Source organism: Gemmatimonas aurantiaca, assembly GCF_037190085.1.
Lineage (GTDB): Bacteria > Gemmatimonadota > Gemmatimonadetes > Gemmatimonadales > Gemmatimonadaceae > Gemmatimonas > Gemmatimonas aurantiaca_A.
Genome location: NZ_JBBCJO010000005.1, coordinates 67,692 through 89,956, shown reverse-complemented (window position 1 = coordinate 89,956; position 22,265 = coordinate 67,692). Strand labels below are relative to the sequence as shown.

Annotated in this window: 23 protein-coding genes and 2 tRNA genes; 6 read left to right on the top strand and 19 right to left on the bottom strand. The window is 63.8% G+C overall.

The features are described from left to right. Window positions 1-37: 37 nt before the first annotated feature. The 3 genes from WG208_RS06080 to WG208_RS06070 form a co-directional block, all read right to left on the bottom strand. The gene (locus WG208_RS06080) at window positions 38-1,117 is read right to left on the bottom strand and encodes an asparaginase (RefSeq protein WP_337170447.1); all 1,080 of its coding nucleotides are present in this window, start codon (window positions 1,115-1,117) and stop codon (window positions 38-40) included. Between the two features lie 96 nt (window positions 1,118-1,213). After that, complete coding sequence (locus tag WG208_RS06075) at window positions 1,214-2,170, bottom strand: DMT family transporter (protein WP_337170446.1); 957 nt, start codon at window positions 2,168-2,170, stop codon at window positions 1,214-1,216. A gap of 10 nt (window positions 2,171-2,180) precedes the next feature. Further along, window positions 2,181-3,170 (bottom strand): carboxypeptidase regulatory-like domain-containing protein, encoded by a 990-nt coding sequence (locus WG208_RS06070; protein WP_337170445.1) that lies wholly within the window; start codon window positions 3,168-3,170, stop codon window positions 2,181-2,183. Window positions 3,171-3,353: 183 nt separating this feature from the next. Between WG208_RS06070 and WG208_RS06065 the strand changes: the two genes are divergently transcribed. From WG208_RS06065 to WG208_RS06055, 3 genes are all read left to right on the top strand, one after another. Next, entirely contained in the window at window positions 3,354-4,355 is a 1,002-nt protein-coding gene (locus tag WG208_RS06065) for a bifunctional ADP-heptose synthase (protein ID WP_337170444.1), read from the top strand. Between the two features lie 98 nt (window positions 4,356-4,453). After that, window positions 4,454-4,527: transfer RNA gene (locus WG208_RS06060), tRNA-Ile, on the top strand. A gap of 126 nt (window positions 4,528-4,653) precedes the next feature. After that, window positions 4,654-4,727: transfer RNA gene (locus tag WG208_RS06055), tRNA-Val, on the top strand. Window positions 4,728-5,122: 395 nt separating this feature from the next. Here WG208_RS06055 and WG208_RS06050 read toward each other — a convergent pair. The 6 genes from WG208_RS06050 to WG208_RS06025 form a co-directional block, all read right to left on the bottom strand. Continuing rightward, complete coding sequence (locus WG208_RS06050) at window positions 5,123-5,320, bottom strand: hypothetical protein (RefSeq protein ID WP_337170443.1); 198 nt, start codon at window positions 5,318-5,320, stop codon at window positions 5,123-5,125. 114 nt (window positions 5,321-5,434) lie between these two features. Next, entirely contained in the window at window positions 5,435-5,590 is a 156-nt protein-coding gene (locus tag WG208_RS06045) for a hypothetical protein (RefSeq protein ID WP_337170442.1), read from the bottom strand. Between the two features lie 259 nt (window positions 5,591-5,849). Continuing rightward, window positions 5,850-6,509: a hypothetical protein gene (locus WG208_RS06040; RefSeq protein ID WP_337170441.1), complete on the bottom strand. Its 660-nt coding sequence runs from the start codon at window positions 6,507-6,509 to the stop codon at window positions 5,850-5,852. Window positions 6,510-6,511: 2 nt separating this feature from the next. After that, window positions 6,512-6,886, bottom strand: coding sequence for a helix-turn-helix transcriptional regulator (locus WG208_RS06035; RefSeq protein WP_337170440.1), 375 nt, complete (start codon window positions 6,884-6,886; stop codon window positions 6,512-6,514). A gap of 321 nt (window positions 6,887-7,207) precedes the next feature. Beyond that, window positions 7,208-7,687: a hypothetical protein gene (locus tag WG208_RS06030; RefSeq protein ID WP_337170439.1), complete on the bottom strand. Its 480-nt coding sequence runs from the start codon at window positions 7,685-7,687 to the stop codon at window positions 7,208-7,210. 581 nt (window positions 7,688-8,268) lie between these two features. Next, entirely contained in the window at window positions 8,269-8,559 is a 291-nt protein-coding gene (locus WG208_RS06025) for a hypothetical protein (protein WP_337170438.1), read from the bottom strand. Between the two features lie 383 nt (window positions 8,560-8,942). On the opposite strand from WG208_RS06025, the gene dcm reads away from it, so the two are divergent. Genes dcm through WG208_RS06010 form a run of 3 tightly spaced genes read left to right on the top strand, consistent with a single transcriptional unit; the run spans window position 8,943 to window position 11,863 of the window. After that, window positions 8,943-10,226, top strand: a complete 1,284-nt coding sequence (dcm, locus tag WG208_RS06020; RefSeq protein WP_337171250.1) for a DNA (cytosine-5-)-methyltransferase — start codon at window positions 8,943-8,945, stop codon at window positions 10,224-10,226. Between the two features lie 3 nt (window positions 10,227-10,229). Next, window positions 10,230-10,634 carry a very short patch repair endonuclease gene (locus tag WG208_RS06015; RefSeq protein ID WP_337170437.1) on the top strand — a complete coding sequence of 135 codons (405 nt, stop codon included), beginning with the start codon at window positions 10,230-10,232 and terminating at the stop codon, window positions 10,632-10,634. Beyond that, a complete protein-coding gene (locus WG208_RS06010) occupies window positions 10,631-11,863 on the top strand; it encodes a type II restriction endonuclease (RefSeq protein ID WP_337170436.1) in 1,233 nt (410 codons plus the stop codon). Before WG208_RS06015 ends, WG208_RS06010 begins: the two co-directional genes overlap by 4 nt. A gap of 36 nt (window positions 11,864-11,899) precedes the next feature. Here the strand turns inward: WG208_RS06010 and WG208_RS06005 are convergent, their stop codons facing one another. The 10 genes from WG208_RS06005 to WG208_RS05960 form a co-directional block, all read right to left on the bottom strand. Next, entirely contained in the window at window positions 11,900-12,613 is a 714-nt protein-coding gene (locus WG208_RS06005; RefSeq protein ID WP_337170435.1) for a hypothetical protein, read from the bottom strand. After that, window positions 12,610-13,362, bottom strand: coding sequence for a hypothetical protein (locus tag WG208_RS06000; protein ID WP_337170434.1), 753 nt, complete (start codon window positions 13,360-13,362; stop codon window positions 12,610-12,612). Before WG208_RS06000 ends, WG208_RS06005 begins: the two co-directional genes overlap by 4 nt. Next, on the bottom strand, window positions 13,359-15,245 hold the full coding sequence (locus tag WG208_RS05995; RefSeq protein ID WP_337170433.1) for a hypothetical protein: 1,887 nt from the start codon (window positions 15,243-15,245) through the stop codon (window positions 13,359-13,361). Before WG208_RS05995 ends, WG208_RS06000 begins: the two co-directional genes overlap by 4 nt. Window positions 15,246-15,512: 267 nt before the next feature. Further along, the gene (gene hflX, locus WG208_RS05990) at window positions 15,513-16,793 is read right to left on the bottom strand and encodes a GTPase HflX (protein WP_337171249.1); all 1,281 of its coding nucleotides are present in this window, start codon (window positions 16,791-16,793) and stop codon (window positions 15,513-15,515) included. Between the two features lie 106 nt (window positions 16,794-16,899). Then, window positions 16,900-17,430 carry an LEA type 2 family protein gene (locus tag WG208_RS05985; protein WP_337170432.1) on the bottom strand — a complete coding sequence of 177 codons (531 nt, stop codon included), beginning with the start codon at window positions 17,428-17,430 and terminating at the stop codon, window positions 16,900-16,902. After that, on the bottom strand, window positions 17,427-18,746 hold the full coding sequence (locus WG208_RS05980; protein WP_345786966.1) for a replication-associated recombination protein A: 1,320 nt from the start codon (window positions 18,744-18,746) through the stop codon (window positions 17,427-17,429). Before WG208_RS05980 ends, WG208_RS05985 begins: the two co-directional genes overlap by 4 nt. A gap of 68 nt (window positions 18,747-18,814) precedes the next feature. Then, window positions 18,815-19,435, bottom strand: a complete 621-nt coding sequence (locus tag WG208_RS05975) for a hypothetical protein (RefSeq protein ID WP_337170430.1) — start codon at window positions 19,433-19,435, stop codon at window positions 18,815-18,817. Continuing rightward, window positions 19,432-20,763, bottom strand: coding sequence for a hypothetical protein (locus tag WG208_RS05970; protein ID WP_337170429.1), 1,332 nt, complete (start codon window positions 20,761-20,763; stop codon window positions 19,432-19,434). Before WG208_RS05970 ends, WG208_RS05975 begins: the two co-directional genes overlap by 4 nt. Before the next feature lie 2 nt (window positions 20,764-20,765). After that, window positions 20,766-21,521, bottom strand: a complete 756-nt coding sequence (locus WG208_RS05965) for a glucose 1-dehydrogenase (RefSeq protein WP_337170428.1) — start codon at window positions 21,519-21,521, stop codon at window positions 20,766-20,768. A 159-nt stretch (window positions 21,522-21,680) separates the two neighbouring features. After that, complete coding sequence (locus WG208_RS05960; RefSeq protein ID WP_337170427.1) at window positions 21,681-22,265, bottom strand: SIS domain-containing protein; 585 nt, start codon at window positions 22,263-22,265, stop codon at window positions 21,681-21,683.

The window sequence follows — 22,265 nt, the reverse complement described above, 5'->3', positions numbered from 1 at the left end:
GGTCACTGTCATCGAAACGTTGCGGGCATGATGAAAATCACGCGACGGCAATGAGCCCCACCTGCTCACCCCGCGTGTTACGCACGGGGCGTCGCAAAAAGTCCGCCAGCGGATCGGGCAACGGTCGTGGCAGCGCGTCGTACGCATCGAGCAGCGCCAGCACCGCGGGAAACTGCGCACGGGGCGATCCGTCCTCGACCTTGAGCGCAAAACCGATACCGCGGTCGACGATGGCGAACGTATGCACACCTTCCGCCCCGATCTTGCAGATCACGTTGCCGCCACCGGCCTCCATCACCAGTGTGTCGAAGCGATCGGTGCCGCCCACCAGGAACGGCTGCCCGGTCATGGCGCTCACCACCCGCCGGCTGGCGTCGTCGCCCTGCCCTGCGGCCCGTGCCAGGCGCGCGTACGACAGCGCCATGTTGGCCAGCGGCAGGGCGAACACCGAGACGCCGCACCCGTCCACACCGACGCCCAGTGCCTCGCCGGCCACACCGGTCCACTCGGCGACGGCGCGGCGGCAGTCCTGCTGCACCCGATGCGCGACCTGCTCATACCCCGTCGTGGGAATGCCCAGTTGACGGGCGCGGGCCAGCATGGCCGAGTGTTTGCCGGAGCAGTTGTTGTGCAGTCGGGACGGACGTTGGCCCGCTTCGCGCAGCAGGCGAGCCCCGCGTGACGCGAGCGGCTCATGCGGACCGCAGGCCAGGTCCCCTTCCTCTAGTCCCAGGCTCTGCAGCATGCGCGCGGCCACGGCCACGTGTTCCGGCTCGCCGCCATGCGAGGCGCAGGCCAGGGCCAGTTCGTCCACGCCCCAGTCCAGCGCGTCCAGTCCGCCGCTTCGCAGCAGCGGCATCACCTGGAACGGCTTCGCGCAGGAGCGCCACCACACCACCATGGCCGGATCGCGCACCGCGTCGAGCAGTGCCCCGTCGGCATCGACCACGGCGGCATGCACACGGTGCGTGGACTCCACGAGATCGCCCCGCGTGACCACCACGTCGAGCGGCTGGAGCGGACCGGCTCCCGACATCGGCGTTGCCGACAGGGCACCGGCTTCCTTGGCCCGCGCGTGCAGACGCCCCGACGCCGGCAGGGCCCCGGTCGGGCTCATCGCATTCTTCAGCGCGTTCCGCAGGGTGTCTGCGGCAGGGGTCGAGGTCAGGACGTCAGGAATCCACACCTGTCAAAGGTAAACCCCGGCAGGCCGTCACCGGCGCGCGGCGAGAATCGCGCCGCTGAGCACCAGAGCGCCGCCCATGACGGTTGCCGGTCCCGGCACCTCCGCGATACCGGGCAGCAGGGCGGCGAGGATCGTGGCCCCCACCGGTTCACCCAACACGGTGAGGTTCACCACGAAGGCCGGCAGATGGGCCAGCGCCCAATTCATGCCTGTATGCCCCAGCAGCATGGGACCGAGCGCGAGGCCGGCGAAGATGGCCAGTTCACGCGGCGGCTGCGGGGTGAGCGCCGCCCCCGTGAACAGACAGAGCACCAGGCAGACACCAAACGCCGCCCCGTACACCAGCCCCACGTACGGCCACAGCGCCAGATGCTGCCGCAGGCGACGGCCGATGAGGTAATACCCCGCCGCAGTGACCGCTCCCAGTAGCGCGAGGCCATCACCCAGCAACGCGCGAGCGCCCTCGGCCCCCGTGCCCAACAGGGCCGGCCCGACGGCGGCCAGGCCCCCGGGCACGTCGGCCAGTCCCACGATGAGCGCACCGATCACGGCCACCACGATCCAGAACCATTGACGCCGACTGGGCGGTTCATGGAGCCACAAGCCCGAGGCCGCGGCGATGAGCACCGGCTGCAGATTCACCAGCGCCACCGATGCGGCCACGCTGGTGTAGCGCAGCGACGTGTTCCAAGACCAGAAGTGCAACGCGAGCAGGATACCGGCGCCCATGGCCAGCAGCAGATCATCCCGGGACAGCGTGCGCCAGCTTCGCCAGCCGCCGCCCACGAGCAGTGCAATGGCCACGATGATGAGCGAAAAGCCCAGTCGCCAGGTGGCGATCACGAGCGGATCGGCCGACGACAGCCGGATGAGCGGCGCGGCGAACGAGATGCCGATCAGGGACGCCGCGAGCACCAGCAGCGGTGAGGTCCCCAGCGCGCGCGGTGATGCCGGTGTTGCGGGTGCTGCAGGTGTAGCCGTCAACCGATCCCCCTCATCGTGTCCAGATCACCACCCATGTACTCGCCTCGGCATGACGGGTTGAATTCGTGCGCGTGTCGTTGTCGTCACCGCAGGCCACACCCGGCGGCCACGCGTTCCTCAGTTGGCCGGACCCTTCGGCGCCCGCCGCGTACACTTCCACGGCGACGATATCCTCTGCGGCGAACGCATTCAACGACCAGCCCGGCATGGGCCGACCATTCCGGAACACGCACACAGGTTCGGTGATGCGAATGCCCGCCTTGATCACGGCGGGCACGGTTTGCAGTCCCGTCACCGAGATGCCGCCGCGCTTCGCGAGTGCGTCACCCGTCACCAGCGCCGATGTCATGCGACGCCAGGTGAGTCGCTGCTGCATGTCTTCGATGGCCGCGCGCGGACGACTGTCGGCGGGGTCGAGCAGTATCGTCGTGCGCGCCATGGTGTTCGCGTCGATATCGACCGGTCGCATGACGCTGCCGCCCCCCGGCGGCGATGCGACCAGCATGGTGGGACCCGCTGGCAGATCGGCGAATCGGAAGTAGCCGCCGGTATCGGAGATCGTGACGCGTCGCGTGCCCGCCACGCTGACGCGAACGTCGGGAACCAGATCGAACGTCGCGCGCGAGAGCACGTAGCCGTCCACACCTGTCACGCGCGCCCTCACCCGCACGGAGTCGAGCACATTGCCGAGCGGCCTGAGCCAGATGGCGACGGCGGTGTCGCTGGTGAGCCGCACCGACAGCGACTCGGGGCGAAACCCGGCGCGTCGGACCACGAGCACCTGCTGCGTACCGGATGGTGCCACCAAGAGAAACCGGCCCTCCGCATCGGTGCGGGTGGTTCGCCGCGTTGATGGACCAGTGCCGATCCTGAGCATCTCGACCGCGGTTGCGGGGAGCGCACTGCCATTGTCCGCATGCAGCACGAGGCCGTGAATGGTCGCATTGGGGGACTGTGCCGGTGCGGCCGCGCTGCCCAATGTCAACATGAGTGACAGCATGAGTGACCGCAGTATCAGGCTCCCCATGGCAACACGCGACAATGTCGACATCCCGGTAACATGCGGATGGCGCGGACGTCCGCCAGTGCCGCCCATCGCCAGTGCCGCCCGTCGCCGGTGCGCCCACGCCGACGCCTCGGTTGCACCCACGCCAACATCCCGCCACGCGACTAGTTTCCCCGCATGACACCGTGGATTTTGCGTGACCGTCTCGCGGACTTGCTCGCCCGCGCGCGCGACCAGCATGTGCTGATCATCGGCGACGCCATGCTCGACGTCTATCTGCGGGGCGATGTCGATCGCATCTCGCCCGAGGCGCCGGTGCCCGTGGTGCGGGTGCGCGACCGCAAACTGGCCCTCGGGGGCGCGGCCAACGTGGCGCAGAACGTGGCCGCCCTAGGGGCCGGGTGCGACCTGGTGGCCGTGGTGGGTGATGACGTGGCCGGCGCCACCCTGCGGGAGCGGCTCGGGGAGGGCACCATGCACGCCCGCTCGCTGGTGACCGTCGCGCGTCCCACCACGACCAAGACCCGCGTGATGGCGCGTTCGCAGCAACTGGTGCGATTCGACGAGGAAGACGACGCCGATCTCTCCGCCGCCGATGTCACGCGTGTGCTGGAGGCCATCGCCCGCGCGCTGCCCGATGCCACCGCGCTGGTGTTCGAGGACTACAACAAGGGCGTACTCGTGCCCGCGGTCATCGAGGGCGCCATCGCCATGGCCCGGGAACGGCGGTTGCCCATCGTGGTCGATCCGAAGTTCCGGAATTTCTTCACCTATCGTGGCGCGACGGTCTTCAAACCCAATCGGCGCGAACTGGAAAGCGCGTTGGGTGCGGCCGTGGACCTGGATCATCCCGCGGCGCTTCCCGAGACGTTTGCCCGACTCGGTGTGGACCATCTCCTGCTCACGTTGGGCGAGCGCGGCATGGCCCTCATCTCGGCGGACGGCGTGGTGCATCGGGTGCCGACCACGGCGCGCGAGGTGTACGACGTGGTGGGCGCGGGCGATACGGTGACGGCCTATCTCGCGACCATGCTCGCGGCCGGCGCGAGCGCCATCGAAGCGGCGATCGTGGCGAACTACGCCGCGGGCGTGGAAGTGGGCAAACTGGGCGCCGCGACCGTGTCGCCGGACGAAGTGCTGCACGCGTACGATGCGCATCACGAGACCAGCACCGGGTGACTGGCTTCGACTACTCGCGATACGTGACGGTGCGGTGCATCTTGCATGAAGGGACGATTGTGGAGTCCCATCCGCAGGCGCACCTCAGGTGTCACTTCGGTCCGGTAGCTTAGTCGGTCAAAGCGCTCGACTCATAATCGAAGGATCGTGGGTTCAAGTCCCACCCGGACCATGCACGCCCCGACGGCAACGTCGGGGCGTTTGCGTCAATTTCCCCGAGGGGCTTCCCCCGCTCCGCCCGTCCCGTTACGTTCTTGGTCCGTCCTGGAAGCGCTGCGGCACGACCGGTTCGGAGAACGGGCGCGTAGCTCAGCTGGTTAGAGCGCTGCTTTCACACAGCAGAGGTCCGGGGTTCGAGTCCCTGCGCGCCCATGCCGTCATGCACGGCGAAACACGAAAGGCCGGTGATCTCACGATCATCGGCCTTTGTGTTTCTGGACTGGGCATTATAACGGAAAGAATAGCCGATGTGGGTGGCCCAGATTTAAGGCTTTCCGTGCGTTCACCCCCGGCCGTTCGGTGGTTTTGGCTTGCATCGCTTGCCTTGAAGCATCTGCTTGCCTCCGGGCCGGCAGTTTCCTGTGAGTATCGCCAGGTGTCGACGACTGATTGCGCTACCCGGGCGAGCGTCCAGATGATCGAATGTCACGCTCAATCGTCAGCGCAAACCGGTAGTTCATTGCGGCGGGCTCGGCACGATGGGCTACATGCCTACCGTGCCGAGGGGACGCGTGAGAAAGGCACCCGAGGGCGCCTTTCTGCTCGACTTACTTCCGACGATTGTATGGCCGCTGGTTGGTCGGCTTCAAGGAGATCTCCTCAGCCTGCGCCTTACTGTAGATGGCGTCCTCGGTACGTCCGAGCTTGAGGCCAATGACCCGGGTGGGTGTGTTCTGCTCGGCGAGCTGCTCAAGCTGCTTCACTTGACCGGGCGTCCAGCGTTCGTCGTGATGCTTCGGTGTCATCTGTAGCTCCTGAAGAATGAAACGACTGTGACCGCAGAAAGCACTCGGTGTGTGCACAGCACGGGAGCCATCCGGGTTGCGCACATTCCGTCCTACGACCTCAACTTGCGGGATCTACTTGCGGGGCTTCGGCTTGAAGCAGAACGCCTTCTTGCCGTATGCCGACGCATAGATCCGCTTGCCGCTCTTCAGGGTGATGAACGGTCGACAAATCAGCTCATCGCTGTCTTGGCCAGGCTCATCCGCACTGGAGGGGGCTTGGGATTCCATGAATCCTGCCTGACGCGCGGGCGGTGATGAAAATCCCTTGCGCGGCCGATACTCTGACTACAGCTTTTGATTTCCTAGGTCAAAAGCGGGGGCTCAGTCATGAGTCTCGGCCTCCAGCGGCCCGCGCGTCGGGTTCGCTGGGAAGGATCCTCCGATGCATTGGAGGCGCGGATGTTAAGTGAAGGAGATGGAACCTCTCCGGCGCTCTCTCCTTACCCATCCCAGAGCTCCTCATGTGCCAACATGGGGAGCTCTGTTTTTATGCCAACAGCGATGCAGCGCTCGATTGGTCGAGCTGCAGAAATAAATATGGGGACTTCTCGAGGAGCCGTTCTTCTGAGATCCGGCGCATCGCGAGGGCGTCGGTGACACCGTAACGAACGGCGATTTGCCTTGCTATGGCAGCAAGCTCGAGTTCCGGATCTCGTTGAGAGTGGGGCGGTTGGCGCGCACGCAGCAGTCGCCGTGCATTGGCGAGGGAGAACGACATCTCCAACAGCCGCGTAGGCACCAGCACGTGCCCGCAGAACGCGCGCGCCTCTAGTTCGGCAAACTCCACCTCCTCCTGCGAGAGACGCGCGCGAAAGCTGTCGTAGTCGCCGAGCCTGGTGACAGCAGAGTGCGGCAAGAGACGCTGATGCAATTGGGCATGAGCGACCTCATGCATGATCGTCTCTCTTACTTCGGGAAGATCGGTGTTGAAATAGTCTTCGTCGATGCAGACAGTGCGACCATCGACGGCGAGCCACGCCTTGCACTTGGCGTTCGCAATCAACCCCTGTTTGGGCATGAGAACCATGTCCAACACAGACTCCATCAGATACTCGATATCGAGCGGACCGACATGATGCGGAGCGAGCCGTTGCCGGAATCGCTCCGCCGCCAAACGGATCCGAAGTCGACTGGACGAGGTGTTCACCCTTATTCTTTCTCGGAAAGAAGGTTGATGAGGGTCTCAGTGGTTACATCGTCGTTGTGCAGCAACCGAACCTTTTCGAAGAATGCTGGCAGAAGAGCCAGCACAGTGGGACGGGCGAGGAGGTCCTGGGGAATGTCGCCGCGACCAGCCGCCGCACGGGCAGTCATGGTGCTCCATCGAGGATCGCTCAGGTCCGGTTGGATGCCGAGACCTCTCGCGTAGCGCTCCAGCACTTCCTCATTGGGAGGGGCCACGGCACCACGTTCGATCTGGGAGTAATTCGACGGGTTCTGTTTGACGGCTTTGCAGAAGGCTCTCAAGCTGAGGCCCTGCTTCAGGCGTTCCTCTTTGAGGAAATCTCCGAGTGAATGGGACATGGGAAGGCTCCGGTAGACCGGCTGTCGCCGGTACACGTGGGTCTGTGCAACAGGCCTGCGCGAACAGGTGCGGGACCGGATGCACCGTGTGTTGCTACAAGTAACACGTGACGATCTGAATGTCAATGATACGTTCGGTCCCCGCTATGGCACCTTCCAGCATGAGCTTGGGGATTGCACTCACGACGCGAAAGGAGGCAAGCTCGGGCTGTCCATGCGTTCGCCGATAACTGATGGGCTCGCTTGCTCGATATCGTCCTCGTAGACCTTGACAATGAACTCACGCTGCCCGGTACGCCCCAGGCCAACGACGCGAGCATGTTACCACCGAACACTGTTCGCAAACGACATGAAGTAGCGTTGCCGCGCAGTGTCGCGTGTGGCGGACCGATCGAAGACTTGCTTTGCTTGGGCGAGATACCGAGGATCGCTCCCCAAGGACGCTTCGATCGCGGCCAGGTCTGAACCACCAGCCGCGAGTTGTTCGAAACGTGATCGCGGGATCTCTTCGCCCAACACCAACTGCCGTAGCGCCAAGCGCCATGCCTCGAAGTCCGGAAGATCACCAAACGTACGCACCCCAAGATCGAGGACCTCATTGGCGCGATCGTAGGCGCCTTCGGTGAATCCCTCGCTCAGGCCTTTGCTCATGGCATAGCCCGCGTCGAGACAGGTGAGATAAACCGCCACCAGGTCGAGGACCAGATCGACAGAAACCGGCGAATACTGTAGCGCGAGTTCATAGGCCCATGCCGCGTCCACCAGCCTGTCAACACGATCCAAGCTCGCGCCCAACGCCATGTAGTACTGCGCTCGAGACCATCCCGCTCGAGGACCACGGCGACGCGTTCGTCGAGCGTCACGTAGTTGAGACCGCCCCCATCCCCGAGCCCAAGTTCACACCCGGACGCGCGCATCCAGTCGCGAAGCTCCTGTGGAATCGCCTCCTGCCTCAGGTCCAGAGGTGCCACGAGCGACACGTCATCAGGCTTTGCCACCTGCGGCACGTTCCTGAAAAACCACGCCTCGTCAAAACCGTTGAAGAGGTTGAACTCCGTCACGATGTCGGCTAGCAGTTCCCCGGGGATCACCAACGCGGTGCCGAGGAACCCACACTGGGGATGGCGCTGGGTGATCGCCCGTGCCGTCTTCAGATGCGAGAGATCCGTCGTGCTGTCGACGCAGGTGATGAGCGCGTAGGCGTAAGTGACTGCGGCTGGCCGTGTCTCCACGAGCTGCCGTATGCTCGTATCAACCCACCCGAACCGCAGGCCGTCTGTGTGCGTCATGAACTGCTGCCTCTGCGTCACCTGTGACGAGCCTCATCAGGACGGAGTTCTGTCCTTCTCGAGAAGAATCTACCAGTTGCCTTTTATGGCGGACTACAGTTCCCCGGCAAATACCACAACCTCTGCAGGAGGAGGTCCACTACCGTCCGGCGGCCTTGATTCCGAATCCTGGCGAATGTGTACATGGAAGGTCTCTGAGAATCCGCCTTTCGCGCACTGAACCAGCACATGCGCAAGGTACAAGAGGCCGTTGGTGTTGCCGGAGATGTACACATCGCCATCATGGAGATCGACTCGATAGCGACCACCTTCCCGCAGCAAGTCAGCAGGAAGCTCGATCGTGTCCGGGTCGGTTACCTCGAACCGAAAAGTGTGCTCGATCACCGTAGCCTCCCTGACTGTGGATGTGTTTGTCTTTCGCCTGCCCACTTCGGACATGCCGCTCAGGCACGTGCCGTAGTTCCCCAAGGCTGGCATCATGCTGTGCGCGTGTGACCGAGAGGACGTCGAGAAGACAGCCCTCACGCAACTCGAGTACGCACGATGCACGAAGACGTCGACATCAGCAACGTCGCATACCGGACACACCCCGCCGGCCCAGCGCGTCGTCGCGATACCCCCTGCCCTTCGCTGTTCGCCAGCGGACCCACGTGCCGGCCGAAACACACACACCCATTTTCTTGAGCAGGTCTCAGTGCCAACGCGCTCATCTCTCTTGAGGGCGTGACCTGTTGCATTCTGGCCGCCGTGGACATAGCGTCCATGGAATGTCCCCCCGAACAAACTCCGCTCCCGCGTCAGGCGCGGACTTCCGCCGACTGCGGGAAGCCATGGGCTTTTCCCGGAAGCGAGTGGCTGATGAGACCGGCTACGCGTTGAAGACGATCGCCCGCTGGGAAAGCGGCGAGTCGACCGTGCGAGAGGCTGCCTACAAGTACCTTCTCGGGCTCATGCCACGGTCTCCGGTTCCGGGACAGTTCACCTTCATTGATCTCTTCGCTGGGATCGGCGGTTTCCGGAGCGGTTTTCAAGAGGCGGGTGGGTGCTGCGTCTTCACGTCGGAGTGGGACCGACATGCCCAAACCACCTATCGGGCCAACTACGGCGACCATGACGTCCATGGGGACATCACGGCCATCCCGGCAGACGCCATCCCCGACCACGACGTGCTCTTGGCGGGCTTCCCGTGCCAACCGTTCTCCATTGCGGGCGTCTCCAAGAAGAATGCGCTTGGACGCAAGCACGGATTCGAATGTGAAACCCAAGGCACGCTCTTTTTCGACATCGAGCGCATCATCAGCGCGAAGCAGCCCAAGGCGTTCGTGCTGGAGAACGTGAAGAACCTGCAATCGCACGATCGCGGTCGGACCTTCGATGTGATTCGGCGGACACTCACCGAAAAACTGGGATATCGCATCGCCTTCCGTGTGATCGATGCCAGGAGTTTCGTGCCGCAGCACCGCGAGCGCATCTTCATCGTCGGACTTCATCCCGATCTCGATTCGCACTTCGACTTCGATGAGGTGCAAATTCCGGATCCCATCTCCGGCCCCCGACTCGGCAACATCCTCCACCCGGAGAACGGATCCGAGGTGCCCGAGGAGCGTTTCACCGATGCGTTCGGCCGTGTGCTGCCCAAGTACACGCTCACGCCAGCGCTTTGGCAGTATCTTCAGGATTACGCCAAGAAGCACAAGGCCGCCGGAAACGGCTTCGGATTCGGCATGGTCGGGCCCGGTGATGTCGCCCGGACACTGTCCGCCAGATACTACAAGGATGGCTCCGAAATCCTCGTGCAGCGCGAATCCGGTCCGCCGCGCCGGCTGACGCCACGGGAGTGTGCACGGCTCATGGGCTTCGATCGTCCCGGTCGTGAACCATTCAAGATCACGGTTTCCGATACACAGGCTTATCGTCAGTTCGGCAACGCCGTGGCCGTCCCGGTCGTGGCCAGCATCGCGAAAGCATTGGTTCCCTACCTAGGTGGCGAGCGACGAAGCGTCGAACCTCTTGGCGACCCGTTGCCGCAGCTCGCGCTCGCCGGCGCCTGATTCATGGCCGACATCGTTGCGCCGTCCGAGCGAAGCCGCATGATGGCTTCCATCAAGGGAAGGGACACGATGCCGGAGCGGTTGGTACGTTCACACCTGCACAGGGCCGGTCTCAGGTTCAGACTCCATCAACGCGGCCTGCCCGGGCGTCCGGATATCGTGTTGGCACGCTGGAAGGCCGTGGTGTTCGTGCATGGTTGCTTCTGGCACCGCCATGAAGGTTGTCCACAGACTGCCACGCCGTCCTCCAACACGGCGTTCTGGAGTCGGAAGTTCCGGGAGAACGTCGAGCGGGATGCGCGAAACATCGCAACCCTCCGGCGGTCGGGCTGGCGTGTGTTCGTCGTGTGGGAGTGCCGAACGTCGACGCGCGCACTGGATGCACTCGTGAGGAGAATCCGCAGATGAGCGACATCGATACGGATACGCTGCAACTCGCCGATTGGTTGGCCTCGGTGTCCGGGCCTGAATGGCTCTGGTACGTCAAGTACCTCTCCGCAAACGATACCTATGCCAAGAAGAACGTGCATCAGGGTGGACCACACCTTGGCAAGTCGCTTTTCGCAACGGCATTTCCGATGCTGTCCGATCGGGCGGGGCGCGAGTCCAATCCGGATCTGACGCTGCCCACGCATATCGATTCACACGGCGAGTCCCTCGATCTGCGCCTGGTCTGGTACAACTCGAAACGGCTGTCGCGGCAGAAGAATGGTAGGGACGAAGCCCGACTCACCCGCTGGGGCAGCACCGATTCCCCGCTTGTCGAACCGGATGCCACCGGCTCTCTCGTCATTTTCGCCTTCCGCATCCAATCGAATGCGGATGCCGATGCGCTTCGCATATGGCGCTGTCGCTCACCTTCCGAAGAAGACTATCTCCTCGACAGACTGCCGGATGTCGCACCCGGAGCGGGCCGCATCGTATCGCCGAACGGTGCGTACATCACTTCCGCGATCGGTGGCAACTGTGCATTGCGCGATGAAGAGATTCCTGAAGACTGGCGATCAGCCTTCCCGAACGGTGAGGCGCTCGTGACGTGGGCAGCGCACCGGCGCCTCGCACATGGGAGTGCCGACCGGCGGCTTGTCGAGCGCAGGCGTTGCGAAGAGCAGGTATTCTATTCCGTCGAGCGCTATCATGCGATGCCTCGCATCAACAGCGGTTTCGAATCGGTCGAGACCTTCGTGGAGTTCGCCGGTTCCCTCACCAATCGACGGAAGTCACGCAGCGGTCGTTCGCTCGAACTCCACGCCCGCATGATCTTCAACGAGGAGCGCATTCCCTTCGCGTGGCAGGCGAGAACCGAAAACAGGAAGGCGCCGGATTTCATCTTCCCGTCGGAGGCCGCGTATCACGACCCACGATTTCCGTCGTCATCGCTGCGCATGCTGGCCGCGAAAACCACCTGCAAGGACCGTTGGCGGCAGGTGCTCAATGAGGCGGACCGCATTGCCGACAAGCACCTGCTCACGCTGCAGGAAGGGGTATCCGTGCCGCAGTTCAGGGAAATGCAGGACGCGGGCATTCGATTGGTGGTGCCGGAGCCGATCATGTCGAACTATCCGGACGAGGTGAGGCCGCATCTGTTGACCGTCGAACAGTTGCTTGCCGAGCTCAGGGCAGTATCGGGCAGCTGAGCTCTGGCAAGCAGAACGACCGGATACTTGTACCGACTATGCTCGCAAGAACCGACCGAACTCCTTCGGCAACAGTCCGACGAGTCGCTGCGCGGAGATGGCTTGCAGGTCGTAGGTGAGGTCGAATTGTTGAAGCACTTCGCTCAATCGGCGAGGGCTTCCCGCAGTCGATCCACCCGCACCACGCTTGAGTTTTCCAGTTCTGAGATCGAAGTAGAGGAATGTCGCCACTTGAACAACGGCACGACTGGTCACGGTGTACTTGCGGGCGGCCAGCTGTTCATAGACTTCACCGGGAGCGTCAGGTGATGTGGCGAGCAGTCCGCGCACGGCATCGGGATCTGAACGATGCGCTTGCATGAGCAGGAATGGCCCCGCAAGCAGATGACGATATGCCTTTCGATAGTCGCCAGCCTCCAAGAGGTAGCGCGCGTCCTCTCGTACCTTGCGCACCCCTGCTTTCGGCGGGCACAACACGTCGAACAAATGCAATCCCAACCAGGACCACGCCCCGGCATCCATCTTCTCTTCAGCCCCTGCGAAAGTCCGGAACAGCCAGGCCCCGAGATGCCAACGCGAGGCAACCGACTCCCCAGTCGGATCCGGGAAAGAAAGGCCAGTCTCCCCTGAGTGGCTCGGATGATCGAACTCCGTCATATCGAGTTGGGAGGCCTCTCCTGAACGGACGCGCGCAAGCATGTCTGCGGCATGGCGTCGTCCCTCATGGGTAAGCGATCGCAACATCGTCACCGTGGTTCCTCCACCGACTCGCCTGCAAAAGCTTCCATGAGATTGTGCCTGCGCGAGAATGTACTGATCGCTTCGTCGATCCAGCGATCATTCTCTTCATCGTCGCCTGATTGAGGTGCAATCCGACCGGCAAGCCTCTCACCGAGCCGAATTGCCATGGTATGCCAGCCATCCGCAGCAGCATCCTCTGCACCGACCTCGACGGCCTTCTCGAGAATCCGATGGAGTGCTTCTGGAAGCACCAATGCCGCAACTTCTCTTCGCTTCAGAAAATCCTGGTGGTCGTTCAATCGGCTGTTGATGAGCAGGAGAGGTTGCGATTCGTCGAAGTCGATCTTCCAGACCCGATCACCAAGATCCTGCGGACGGACCACCACAAGCGATTGCCGCGGCATCGCTTCCAGACCACCGGTCGGCTTGAGCTTGTCTGCGATGCCGAGCAATCGCCCGTCGTTGTCACCGATCGCTATCACCTTGAGTCGGAACAACAGTCCCGCGTGCGACCGGAATTCATGGAGGCGGCGATCGGCGGGTTCCGCCGACTGACCCACTGAGCCCCAGTCGAAGCGCTGGATCGTCCATCCGGCTTGAGCTTCGAGAACCACCTTCGCAGTGACAGGAAATCCCAGAGATCCGATATCGAAACCCGCCTCGACAATCGCGGTGGGGCCATTTCCACTGACACCAACCCACACATTCTCGCGCGGTATGCGCTTGCGTCCGGTGAAATTGAAGCGGCTCGTGCTCATGATTCCTTCCCAGCGGCGGTAACCCGCACGATCAGATCCCGCTGGCTATCGAATCCGCTGACTGTGATGGAGAAGTCCGGCCGGTCGGGACGAATGGCAAGTCGATTGCCGGCATCAGCGACGATGCCACAGCCTTCCGCGACAGTCTCGAGGCCTGTTCCGGAGAGATCGAAGTCATACGGGCGGTACTTGGAAAACGGGTCGCCGCGGCGCACATCATAGGCGACTTGCACGTTGAGTTCATCAAGCAGGCGTCCCGAACCCGGAATACCTGAGATGGTAAAGCCACCGGACACGCGCGTCACGCGGAACCGGCGTGGACGCGGAGGGGGAAGTGGCGGCAGGCTCTCACCGGCCTTCTTGCCTTTGGATCTCACTGTCGGGACCAGCAACTGCGGCCCTGTGTCCGCCTCAAGTGGAAAGTAGGACGCCAACGTGAGTGGGTCATCCTCGCCATCTCCGCGACGCAGGGCCCGCACCAACGAACCGGCGGATTCGCGAACGAAGGTCACCAGCTTCTTCGGATACTTGTACCGATCCTTGAGGAGCTCGTGCTGCATCTGTTCGTGAGCAGGCGTTTCCGCATCACCGATGGCCGATGCCATTGCACACCGCTCAGCAACGAGGAGCGATACGTGATCGAACACCATCTTGGTCTTGTCCTCAGGAAGGGAAATCCCATCCCGAATGATCAACGGACGGAGCCCGCCGAGGCGGTCCACTCTGCGGAGATGGACAGTGAGATATCCCTGGCGGGGGGCGGTCGAATCCTTTCGCCCCACGAATACGGAGATCCGCACTGCCACCGCATGTCCCTCGTCGAGGCTCGCACTCAAGGTCTCCCGCAGTCCATCTGGCAGGTCATCCCGACGAAGCGTCAAATCATCGTAGCGTAGCGGCACGGGCCATTCGAGCATGATTCCTGTCCGGTCCACAACCGAAACCGCCAGTGCCAGACGTTCCTTCAAGTGCCGATCTTCGGCGGTCTCCGCATAGGTCCGAACAGCGGCACCGTCGATGATCTCCATCTCTCCGTTCTCCGAGAGCTCGACCACGAGCTCTCCGCGGAGCAGCGGTAGAAAATACTCACTCAGCACCGCGTCGCGGATAGTGTTCCTATCGATCTCATCGACCAACCAGGGCACCACCACGGACAAGCCGGGTTCCCTGCGCCTTGCCACTCCAAAGGCATCAACGAACTGCGCGATTGTCTCCGCGTCACGGACAGGTGTCACCAGTTGCGAATCGACCTCTCGCCTCTCGCCCCAGTGGCCGTCAGGATGCCATTGTTCACCTTCGGCCTGATGCGTTCGCAGCACCGTGCGCCCCATGAGGAGCGGCACGTTGGTGTCTGCAGGGATGGTAAGGGCCCAGAACACGTGAGCACGACTGGACATCGGAAACACGAATTTTCCGACACCCCACCTTCCCCGGGATTCATCTGCCTTTCCACTGCGTCCGAGTGCCCGAAAGAAGAGGAAGAAGGCATTGGCTCCAATTTCGATTGGCCGCCAATGATCCGGCGAGCCTTGCAGTCCCCTGGTTCCAAAGTCCTCGAGGACAAGGAATGGAACCGACTCACCAAGTGTCGGCCTGTCATGTAGTCCATTGTCGGTGGCATCGACATGGTGTTCAATACCAGAAAAGAACGGGGCTGCCTTCGGAACCGACGCTGCAGACAGCCCTCGATTTATCGCAATCCGGATACGAACCTTCTCTGCATCCTCGGCCTTGGCATCAAGGGAGTTCTGCAGCGCCTCTCTGACAAGCGAGCGGGCGACTGCAGAGTCCGAATCGCTGGCGAAGAGTGCCTTTGCGAAGTCCGGGTCCGAGAGGTTGTCGCCCGGGGCGAATCTCCGAAAATACCACTGGGATTTGCGCAATGCGGTCTACTCCATGTCGGCAGTGCCCTTTCCGATTCACACTCACCGATGAAACGGCGCCGGGAACTGGACAGTCAGGCTCCGCTGGGGAGGTGGAATACAGCAATGGCTGGGAGACTCAACGCGAATTCTTGCAGGCCAGCTTGCCCATCGATCTCACGCCGCCTCAGCCGATGATAGGACGATCATCGGCCTCCCGCGGTTACGCGATGCCAACTGGCGCTGCGGGTACCGCGGCTGCCGAAACTACCCCCCCGCCAACCCTGCCTACATCCCCATCACCGCCGGCCGCGCCGCCTGCGTCACGGTCACACTCACTCCCGCCTGTCGCAACCGGCCGATGGCGCGCTCGTCGAGCCGCGCCCGCAACACGATGAGATCCTCGTCGTGGCGCTGATCGAGCACTTCGCCATCACGATGCACTTCGGCGATGAGTCGTCCATTGGCGGCGGGAATGCGCACTTCGAGCACCGGACGCTGGCGACGCATGCTCTCCAGCAATACGGTGCGCAGCGATTCCAGTCCGCCCGGTTCGATGGCGGACACGAACAACGACTCCGGCATCAGATTGGCCACCCGTTCGCGCACACCGCTGCGCAGCTCGGGCGCCACGGCGTCCATCTTGTTCATCACATAGCGCATGGGTCGTTCGGCGAGCCCGAGTTCCGCGAGCACGCCATCCACCACGTCTCGGTGTTCTTCCCACGCTGGATGGCTCGCGTCGATCACGTGCAGCAGCAGGTCCGCCTCACGCGCCTCGGCCAGCGTGGCGCGGAAGGAGGCCACGAGATGGTGCGGCAGCTTGCGGATGAATCCCACCGTGTCGGTGAGCAACATCGTGTACCCGTCGCCGATGTCGACTTCGCGTGTGAGCGGATCGAGCGTGGCGAAGAGCCGGTCTTCCACGAACACGTCGCCATCCGCGGCCAGCGCACGCAGGATGGACGACTTGCCCGCGTTGGTATAGCCCACGAGCGCCACGCGGAACTGGGTGCGCCGTCCCTGCCGCTGGATCTCGCGCGCGCGTTCGACATCGATCAACCGCTCCTTCAGCACGCGGATCCGATGCTGGATGAGCCGGCGGTCGGTTTCCAACTGTGTTTCGCCGGGACCGCGCATACCGATACCACCGCGCATCTTCTCGAGGTGGGTCCACATGCGCGTCAGACGCGGCAGCATGTATTCGAGCTGCGCCAGCTCCACCTGCATGCGCGCCTCACTCGACCGGGCACGGGTGGCGAAGATGTCGAGAATGAGCTCCGCGCGATCCATCACGCGCGTGCGGACGATCTCCTCGATGTTCTTGCCCTGGGCGGGCGTGAGTTCATCGTCGAAGATGACCAGCGTGGCGTCGAGTTCCTGAATGCGCAGCTTCAGTTCCTCGACCTTGCCCGTGCCGAGGTACGTGGCCGGATGCGGACGATCGAGTTGCTGCGTGAGGGTGCCCACGACCTGCGCGCCGGCCGTATCGGCCAGACGCGCCAGTTCCTCGAGGTGCTCGTCCACGAAGTGTTTGGCCATACCGCGCTTGAATGGCGCGCTGACCAGAATCGCCCGCTCGACCTGGGGCGTGAGAGAAATCGGTTCGCGACTGATGTGTGTCTACCTGCGAAATGTCTGCGAAGTGTCTGCCGAAGAAGGCGCCGACGGCGGGTCAGCGCCCGTTGCCGCCCACCGAAGAATAGCGGCCGCGGCGGTCGTACGGACGGGTGAAATTGCCGATGGGGGTCGCGACCGTGAAATCTCCACGCACGCGATAGTTGATGGTCCCGGCGTTCAGCATCGACCGTCCCGCGGCGCCGAGACCGGCGTACGTGAAGCGCACCGGCAGGCGCACGATCGACGAATCTTTCTCGGGCACCACGAACCGGCCATCGAGTTCCCCATCACCCAGCTTGATGGAATCGACGTCGACCTGATAGGTCATCTTGAGCGCGTCGAGTTTGTAGCCGTTGGGGTTGTACACCTGCAGCACGACGTCGACGCTCCCGCCGGTGAGTCCAAGTCCCGTGATGGTGAACTCCCGCAACTGCACATCGGGCTCCTTGAAACTCGCGCGACCGAGTGTCGAGCAGGCCGCGGCACCGGCAACACCAAGGGCCAGCGTGACCAGCATCACCGGTCGGGACGCCAGACGTCGGACAGCGCGCGAACTCCAGCGGCGGGTGGTGGGCAGCGTCTTCACGTCATCTCTCCTGACTGTTCACTCGTTGAGGGTTCCGCAGTGTTTTGTTCTTCACTCTGGCCTTCCGCCCGGGCGCGCAGCGATGCCCACCAGGCGAGACGTTTGCCGATGTCCTTCTCGAATCCGAATGGTCCGGGTTCGTAGAACACCTGCTCTCCCACCTGCGCGGGGAGATACGACTGTGGCAGGTAGGCGTCCGGTACGCTGTGCGCATACTGGTACCCTGCCCCATAGCCGAGTTCCTTCATGAGCTTTGTGGGCGCATTGCGCAAGTGCATGGGCACCGGGGCCGCCGGTGTGTCGTGTGCGGCTTCCTGCGCGGCCTTCCATGCTTCATACAATCGCGCCGACTTGGGGGCTGTCGCCAGATACACGGCGGCTTCGGCCAACGCGAGTTCGCCTTCGGGGGTCCCCAGTCGTTCGTACGTCTGCGCCGCCGTCATCGCGATGGTCAGGGCCTGTGGATCGGCGAGCCCGATATCCTCGGTGGCCATGCGCACCATACGACGGGCGATGTATCGCGGGTCTTCACCGCCCTGGATCATGCGGGCCAGCCAGTACAACGCACCGTGCGGATCACTGCCGCGCAACGCCTTGTGCAGCGCCGAGATGAGATTGTAGTGCTCCTCGCCCGACTTGTCGTACCGCGGCGGACGATACTGCATCGCGGCTTCCACGATCGATCGTGTCACGACACTTCCATCGTCCACCAGTGCCGCGGCCGCTTCGAGAATGCCCAGCAGACGCCGGGCATCCCCATCCGACGACTCGGCCAGCACCTGCCGTGCATCCTCGTCGATGGTGAGTGCGCGTTCACCCAGACCACGATCGCGATCGGTCAGCGCACGCGTGATCAGCGCATCCAGTGAAGAAGCCGGAATGGATTCCAGCACCATCACGCGCACACGCGACAACAACGCGCCCGTGAGCGCGAACGACGGATTCTCGGTGGTGGCGCCGATGAGCACGATGGTGCCGGCTTCCACGTGCGGCAGAAATGCGTCCTGCTGCGCGCGATTGAATCGATGGATCTCGTCGACGAAGAGAATGGTGCCACGGCCGGTGTTCCGCCGCGCTTCCGCTTCGGCCACGATCTCCCGCACACGCGCCACGCCATCGCTGACGGCCGAGAACGACACGAAGGCCGCATCGGCGGATTGCGCGAGCAGACGCGCGAGTGTGGTTTTCCCCACGCCGGGCGGTCCCCAGAACACCATGGAGTCGACCTTGCCACGCGACAACGCTTCACGAAGCGGCATGCCCACGCCGAGCAGGTGCTCCTGCCCGAGATATTCCTCGAGCGTGCGTGGACGCATGCGCGCGGCGAGTGGCTCGGCCACACGCGACGCGAAGAGCGACGGGCCGGTGCTGCGCGTGCTCTTGCTCACGTTGTCGCCTCCACCATGCCAGCCGCGGCATTCGTCGCGGCATTCGTCGCGACGTTGGCCACGACGGGGATCGCCACTTCCTGCAGGCCGAGCCGATTCGTCGCCGCCACCAGCGATTCGAACAGCGCGTTCGCCGGACGCAGCGCGCCGTCGGCCAACCGCCAGGTGGGACGCGGAATGTCCGCACGCTCCACGAAACCCAGTTCGTCGAGCAGGAACGTCCAGCGATCGGTGCGGGCATGCACCACGAGCAGCAGTTCGGCGGTGAGCGTCAACTGATCGTCGCCCGTGTACACCGAGAGTTCCACACCACCGTACGAGGCGAGCGGCAGACGCAGGCGCCCGACGGTTTCGCGCACGTCGGGCAATGCGAGCAACGCTCCTTCCCATCGCGCTCCCGACCGACGATCGCTCACAGCCACGTCGACGGCGGGATCGAGATACACACACATGGCATGCAGCGTATCGAGCACACGTTCGGCGTTCGTGCCCACGACCACGCGATGAATGGGCGCGTCACCTGGCACGCCTGAATCGAGCACCGTGTGCACGAACCAGTCCTCGCCCGGACGGAACCGGGATTGTCCCGCTGGCCGGAGCTGCGTGAGTTCACTCATCGTGCCGGAACTCCGCTGCCGTCCGTCGCTGCCGTACGCGCCATCTCCAGCAGCACGTCACGGGTATTCCGCGCCGGATCCTCGATGACGGCCTGTCGCAGCAGTTGCAGCGTGCGCCCCAGCGCCGGGCCGGCGGGAATGCCATGCTGACGCAGATCGTCGCCGTCGACGGCGAGATCGGCAATCTCGATGGGATCACGGAATGCAATCCGCATGAGACGCCGGAACAGCGCGCGCACGAGCGCCGGGGGAATGTGCGGATTGCCGCCCCACTGCGCCGCTCCGAGCCGCAGAAACGCATTCACGCGCAGCCGACCGATTTCGGCGGCGAGTCTCCGCAACGCGGGATCATCGGGCAGTTCGCCAGTGGCGAACGCGGCCGTGAGCGAATCGCCGAACCGCTGCCAGCGATCGACCAGCGTGCCCACCACCATGATCTCCTGATTGGACGCTCGCAGGGCCCGCAACGCCTGCTCGGCGGTCTTGCCATCGAGCGCGGAGAACAGCGCGGCCGTCCGCAGCATCCGACGGAGTGGACGCGTCACCTGTCCCGGCCGCGGCAATCGATCCACCGAGGCCAGCGTGGTGTCGGACACCGAGCGCAACGCCGGCACGAGTGCCGCAAAGGCACCCGAGTCGCGCCACCGGCGGAATGCCTGCGACGGATGCGCGACCTGCTCCATGGTCTTGTCCAGCTCCTGCTTCACCCGTTCGGGCGAGAGGCGCGTGAGATGCGGCGCGCTGGCGACGATGGCGGCCCAGGTCCCGTCTTCGATGCGGAACCCGAAACGGCTGGCAAACCGGATGGCCCGGAGCGCCCGCAGACGGTCTTCGCGCATGCGGTCGTCGGGCACCCCCACCGCCCGCACGATCCCCGCGGCAAGGTCCTCGCGACCGCGGAAGGGATCGTGCAGCACCTTCTCGATCGGGTCGTAGGCGATGGCGTTGATGGTGAAGTCGCGACGGGCCAGATCCTCGTCGAGCGAAGCACCGAACTCCACCACCGCATGCCGACCATCGGTATGCACGTCACGACGAAAGGTCGTCACTTCATGCATCACGCCGTGCTGATCCAGCACGCCCACCGTGCCGAACTCGATGCCCACCGGAATGGTGCGCCGGAAGGTCTTCCGCACTTCGGCCGGAGTGGCGGCCGTGGCCAGGTCCCAGTCCAGATGAGCCAGCCCCAACAACGCGTCGCGCACGGCCCCGCCCACGCACCACGTGGCGAAGCCCGCGCGCTGCAACGTGCGCGCCAGCTCGATGACCTGCCCGGGTGGCCGCAGCGACGGGTGGTCGAACCGTTCGTCGACTCGTTCGGCGGACACGCTCACCCGCAGAGCACACTCCCGCCATTCACGTTGAGAATCTCTCCCGTGACATGGCGGGCCAGCGAACTGGCTAGGAACAACACCGGTCCGGCGATGTCCTCCGGCGAGGCGACCCGGCCCAGCGGAATGTTCGCTTCGATGCGCGACCGGCCGTCGGCGGCAAAGGGAATGGTCACCGCCTCGGTGTCCACCCACCCCGGCGCGATGCTGTTCACGGTGATGTCGCGCGGCCCGAGCTCCACCGCGAGCGACTTCACGAACGAAATCATCGCGCCCTTGCTGGCCGCGTAGTCCGCATGACCGGCCTCTCCACGCTGGCCGGCGGTGCTCGAGATGAAGATCAGACGGCCGCCGGGGCCCAGATGCGGGATCACAGCCTGGGCGCCGTGGAACATGCCGTCCACATTGGTGGCCATGGTCTGACGCCAGCGCTCCCCCGGCAGCGCTTCCACCGGCGCCGGCACGGGCGGCCAGATACCGGCATTGCCGACGAAGATATCCACACGTCCGAAGCGATCGAGTGCGCCCTGCACGAAGGTGGCGTTGGCTTCCGCCGACGAGAGTTCGCCCTTGTGGACAAATACCTCACGCTCCATGGACGTGATCTCGGCGGCAAGGGTCGTGGCCTCATCATCACGCGACCGATAAGCGAACGCCACCCGCGCTCCGGCGCGGGCCAACAAACGCGCACAGGCCGCGCCGATCCCACGCGATCCTCCCGTCACCAGCGCGACCTTCCCTTCGAGCGAAATCACGGATGAACCCTGATCCTGTGCTTCCCTTGAGAAAGCAGTGGAGGTGGACACGGGAACTGCATGGAATGGAACCACATGAGCGAAGACACTGAACCGGAGTGAAGGCAGCGATCTGTCCTTACAGCCTGTATCGTGCGCCACATCCGGACGGCGCCGGTTTTACAACGTCTGCTCGATCGCATCGCAGATCGCGTGCTGAATGCAGAGGTGCATCTCCTGCGCACGATCGGTTCTGGTGGTGGGCACCACGATGCACACGTCACTCACCGCCGGCAACGCGCCCCCGTCACGGGCCGTCAGCGACAACACGCCGATACCTCTGCTCCGCGCTGCCTCGGCCGCCTTGATCACATTTGGTGAGTTTCCACTCGTGGAGTGGATCACCAGCAGGTCACCGGCCCGGCCGATGGCTTCGACCTGTCGTGAAAAAATGTGATCGAACCCGATGTCGTTCCCCGCTGCGGTCAGCAGCGACGTATCGGTGGTCAGTGCGATCGCCGGATAGGCGCGCCGGTTCCGCATGTACCGCACCACGTACTCGGTGGCGAGATGCTGTGCGTCTGCGGCCGACCCGCCATTGCCGCAGAACAGCAACGTGCCCCCTCGCGCCACCGTGGCCTGCACCAGCGCCAGCGCGGCGCCGATCTGGGCTTCGAGCTGGGAAGCCGTTCGTTCGGCCGTGGCGGCAAGTTCGCGTAACGCACCGAGCACCGGAGCCAGGTCGCTGGAGGGCAGCTGAGACAT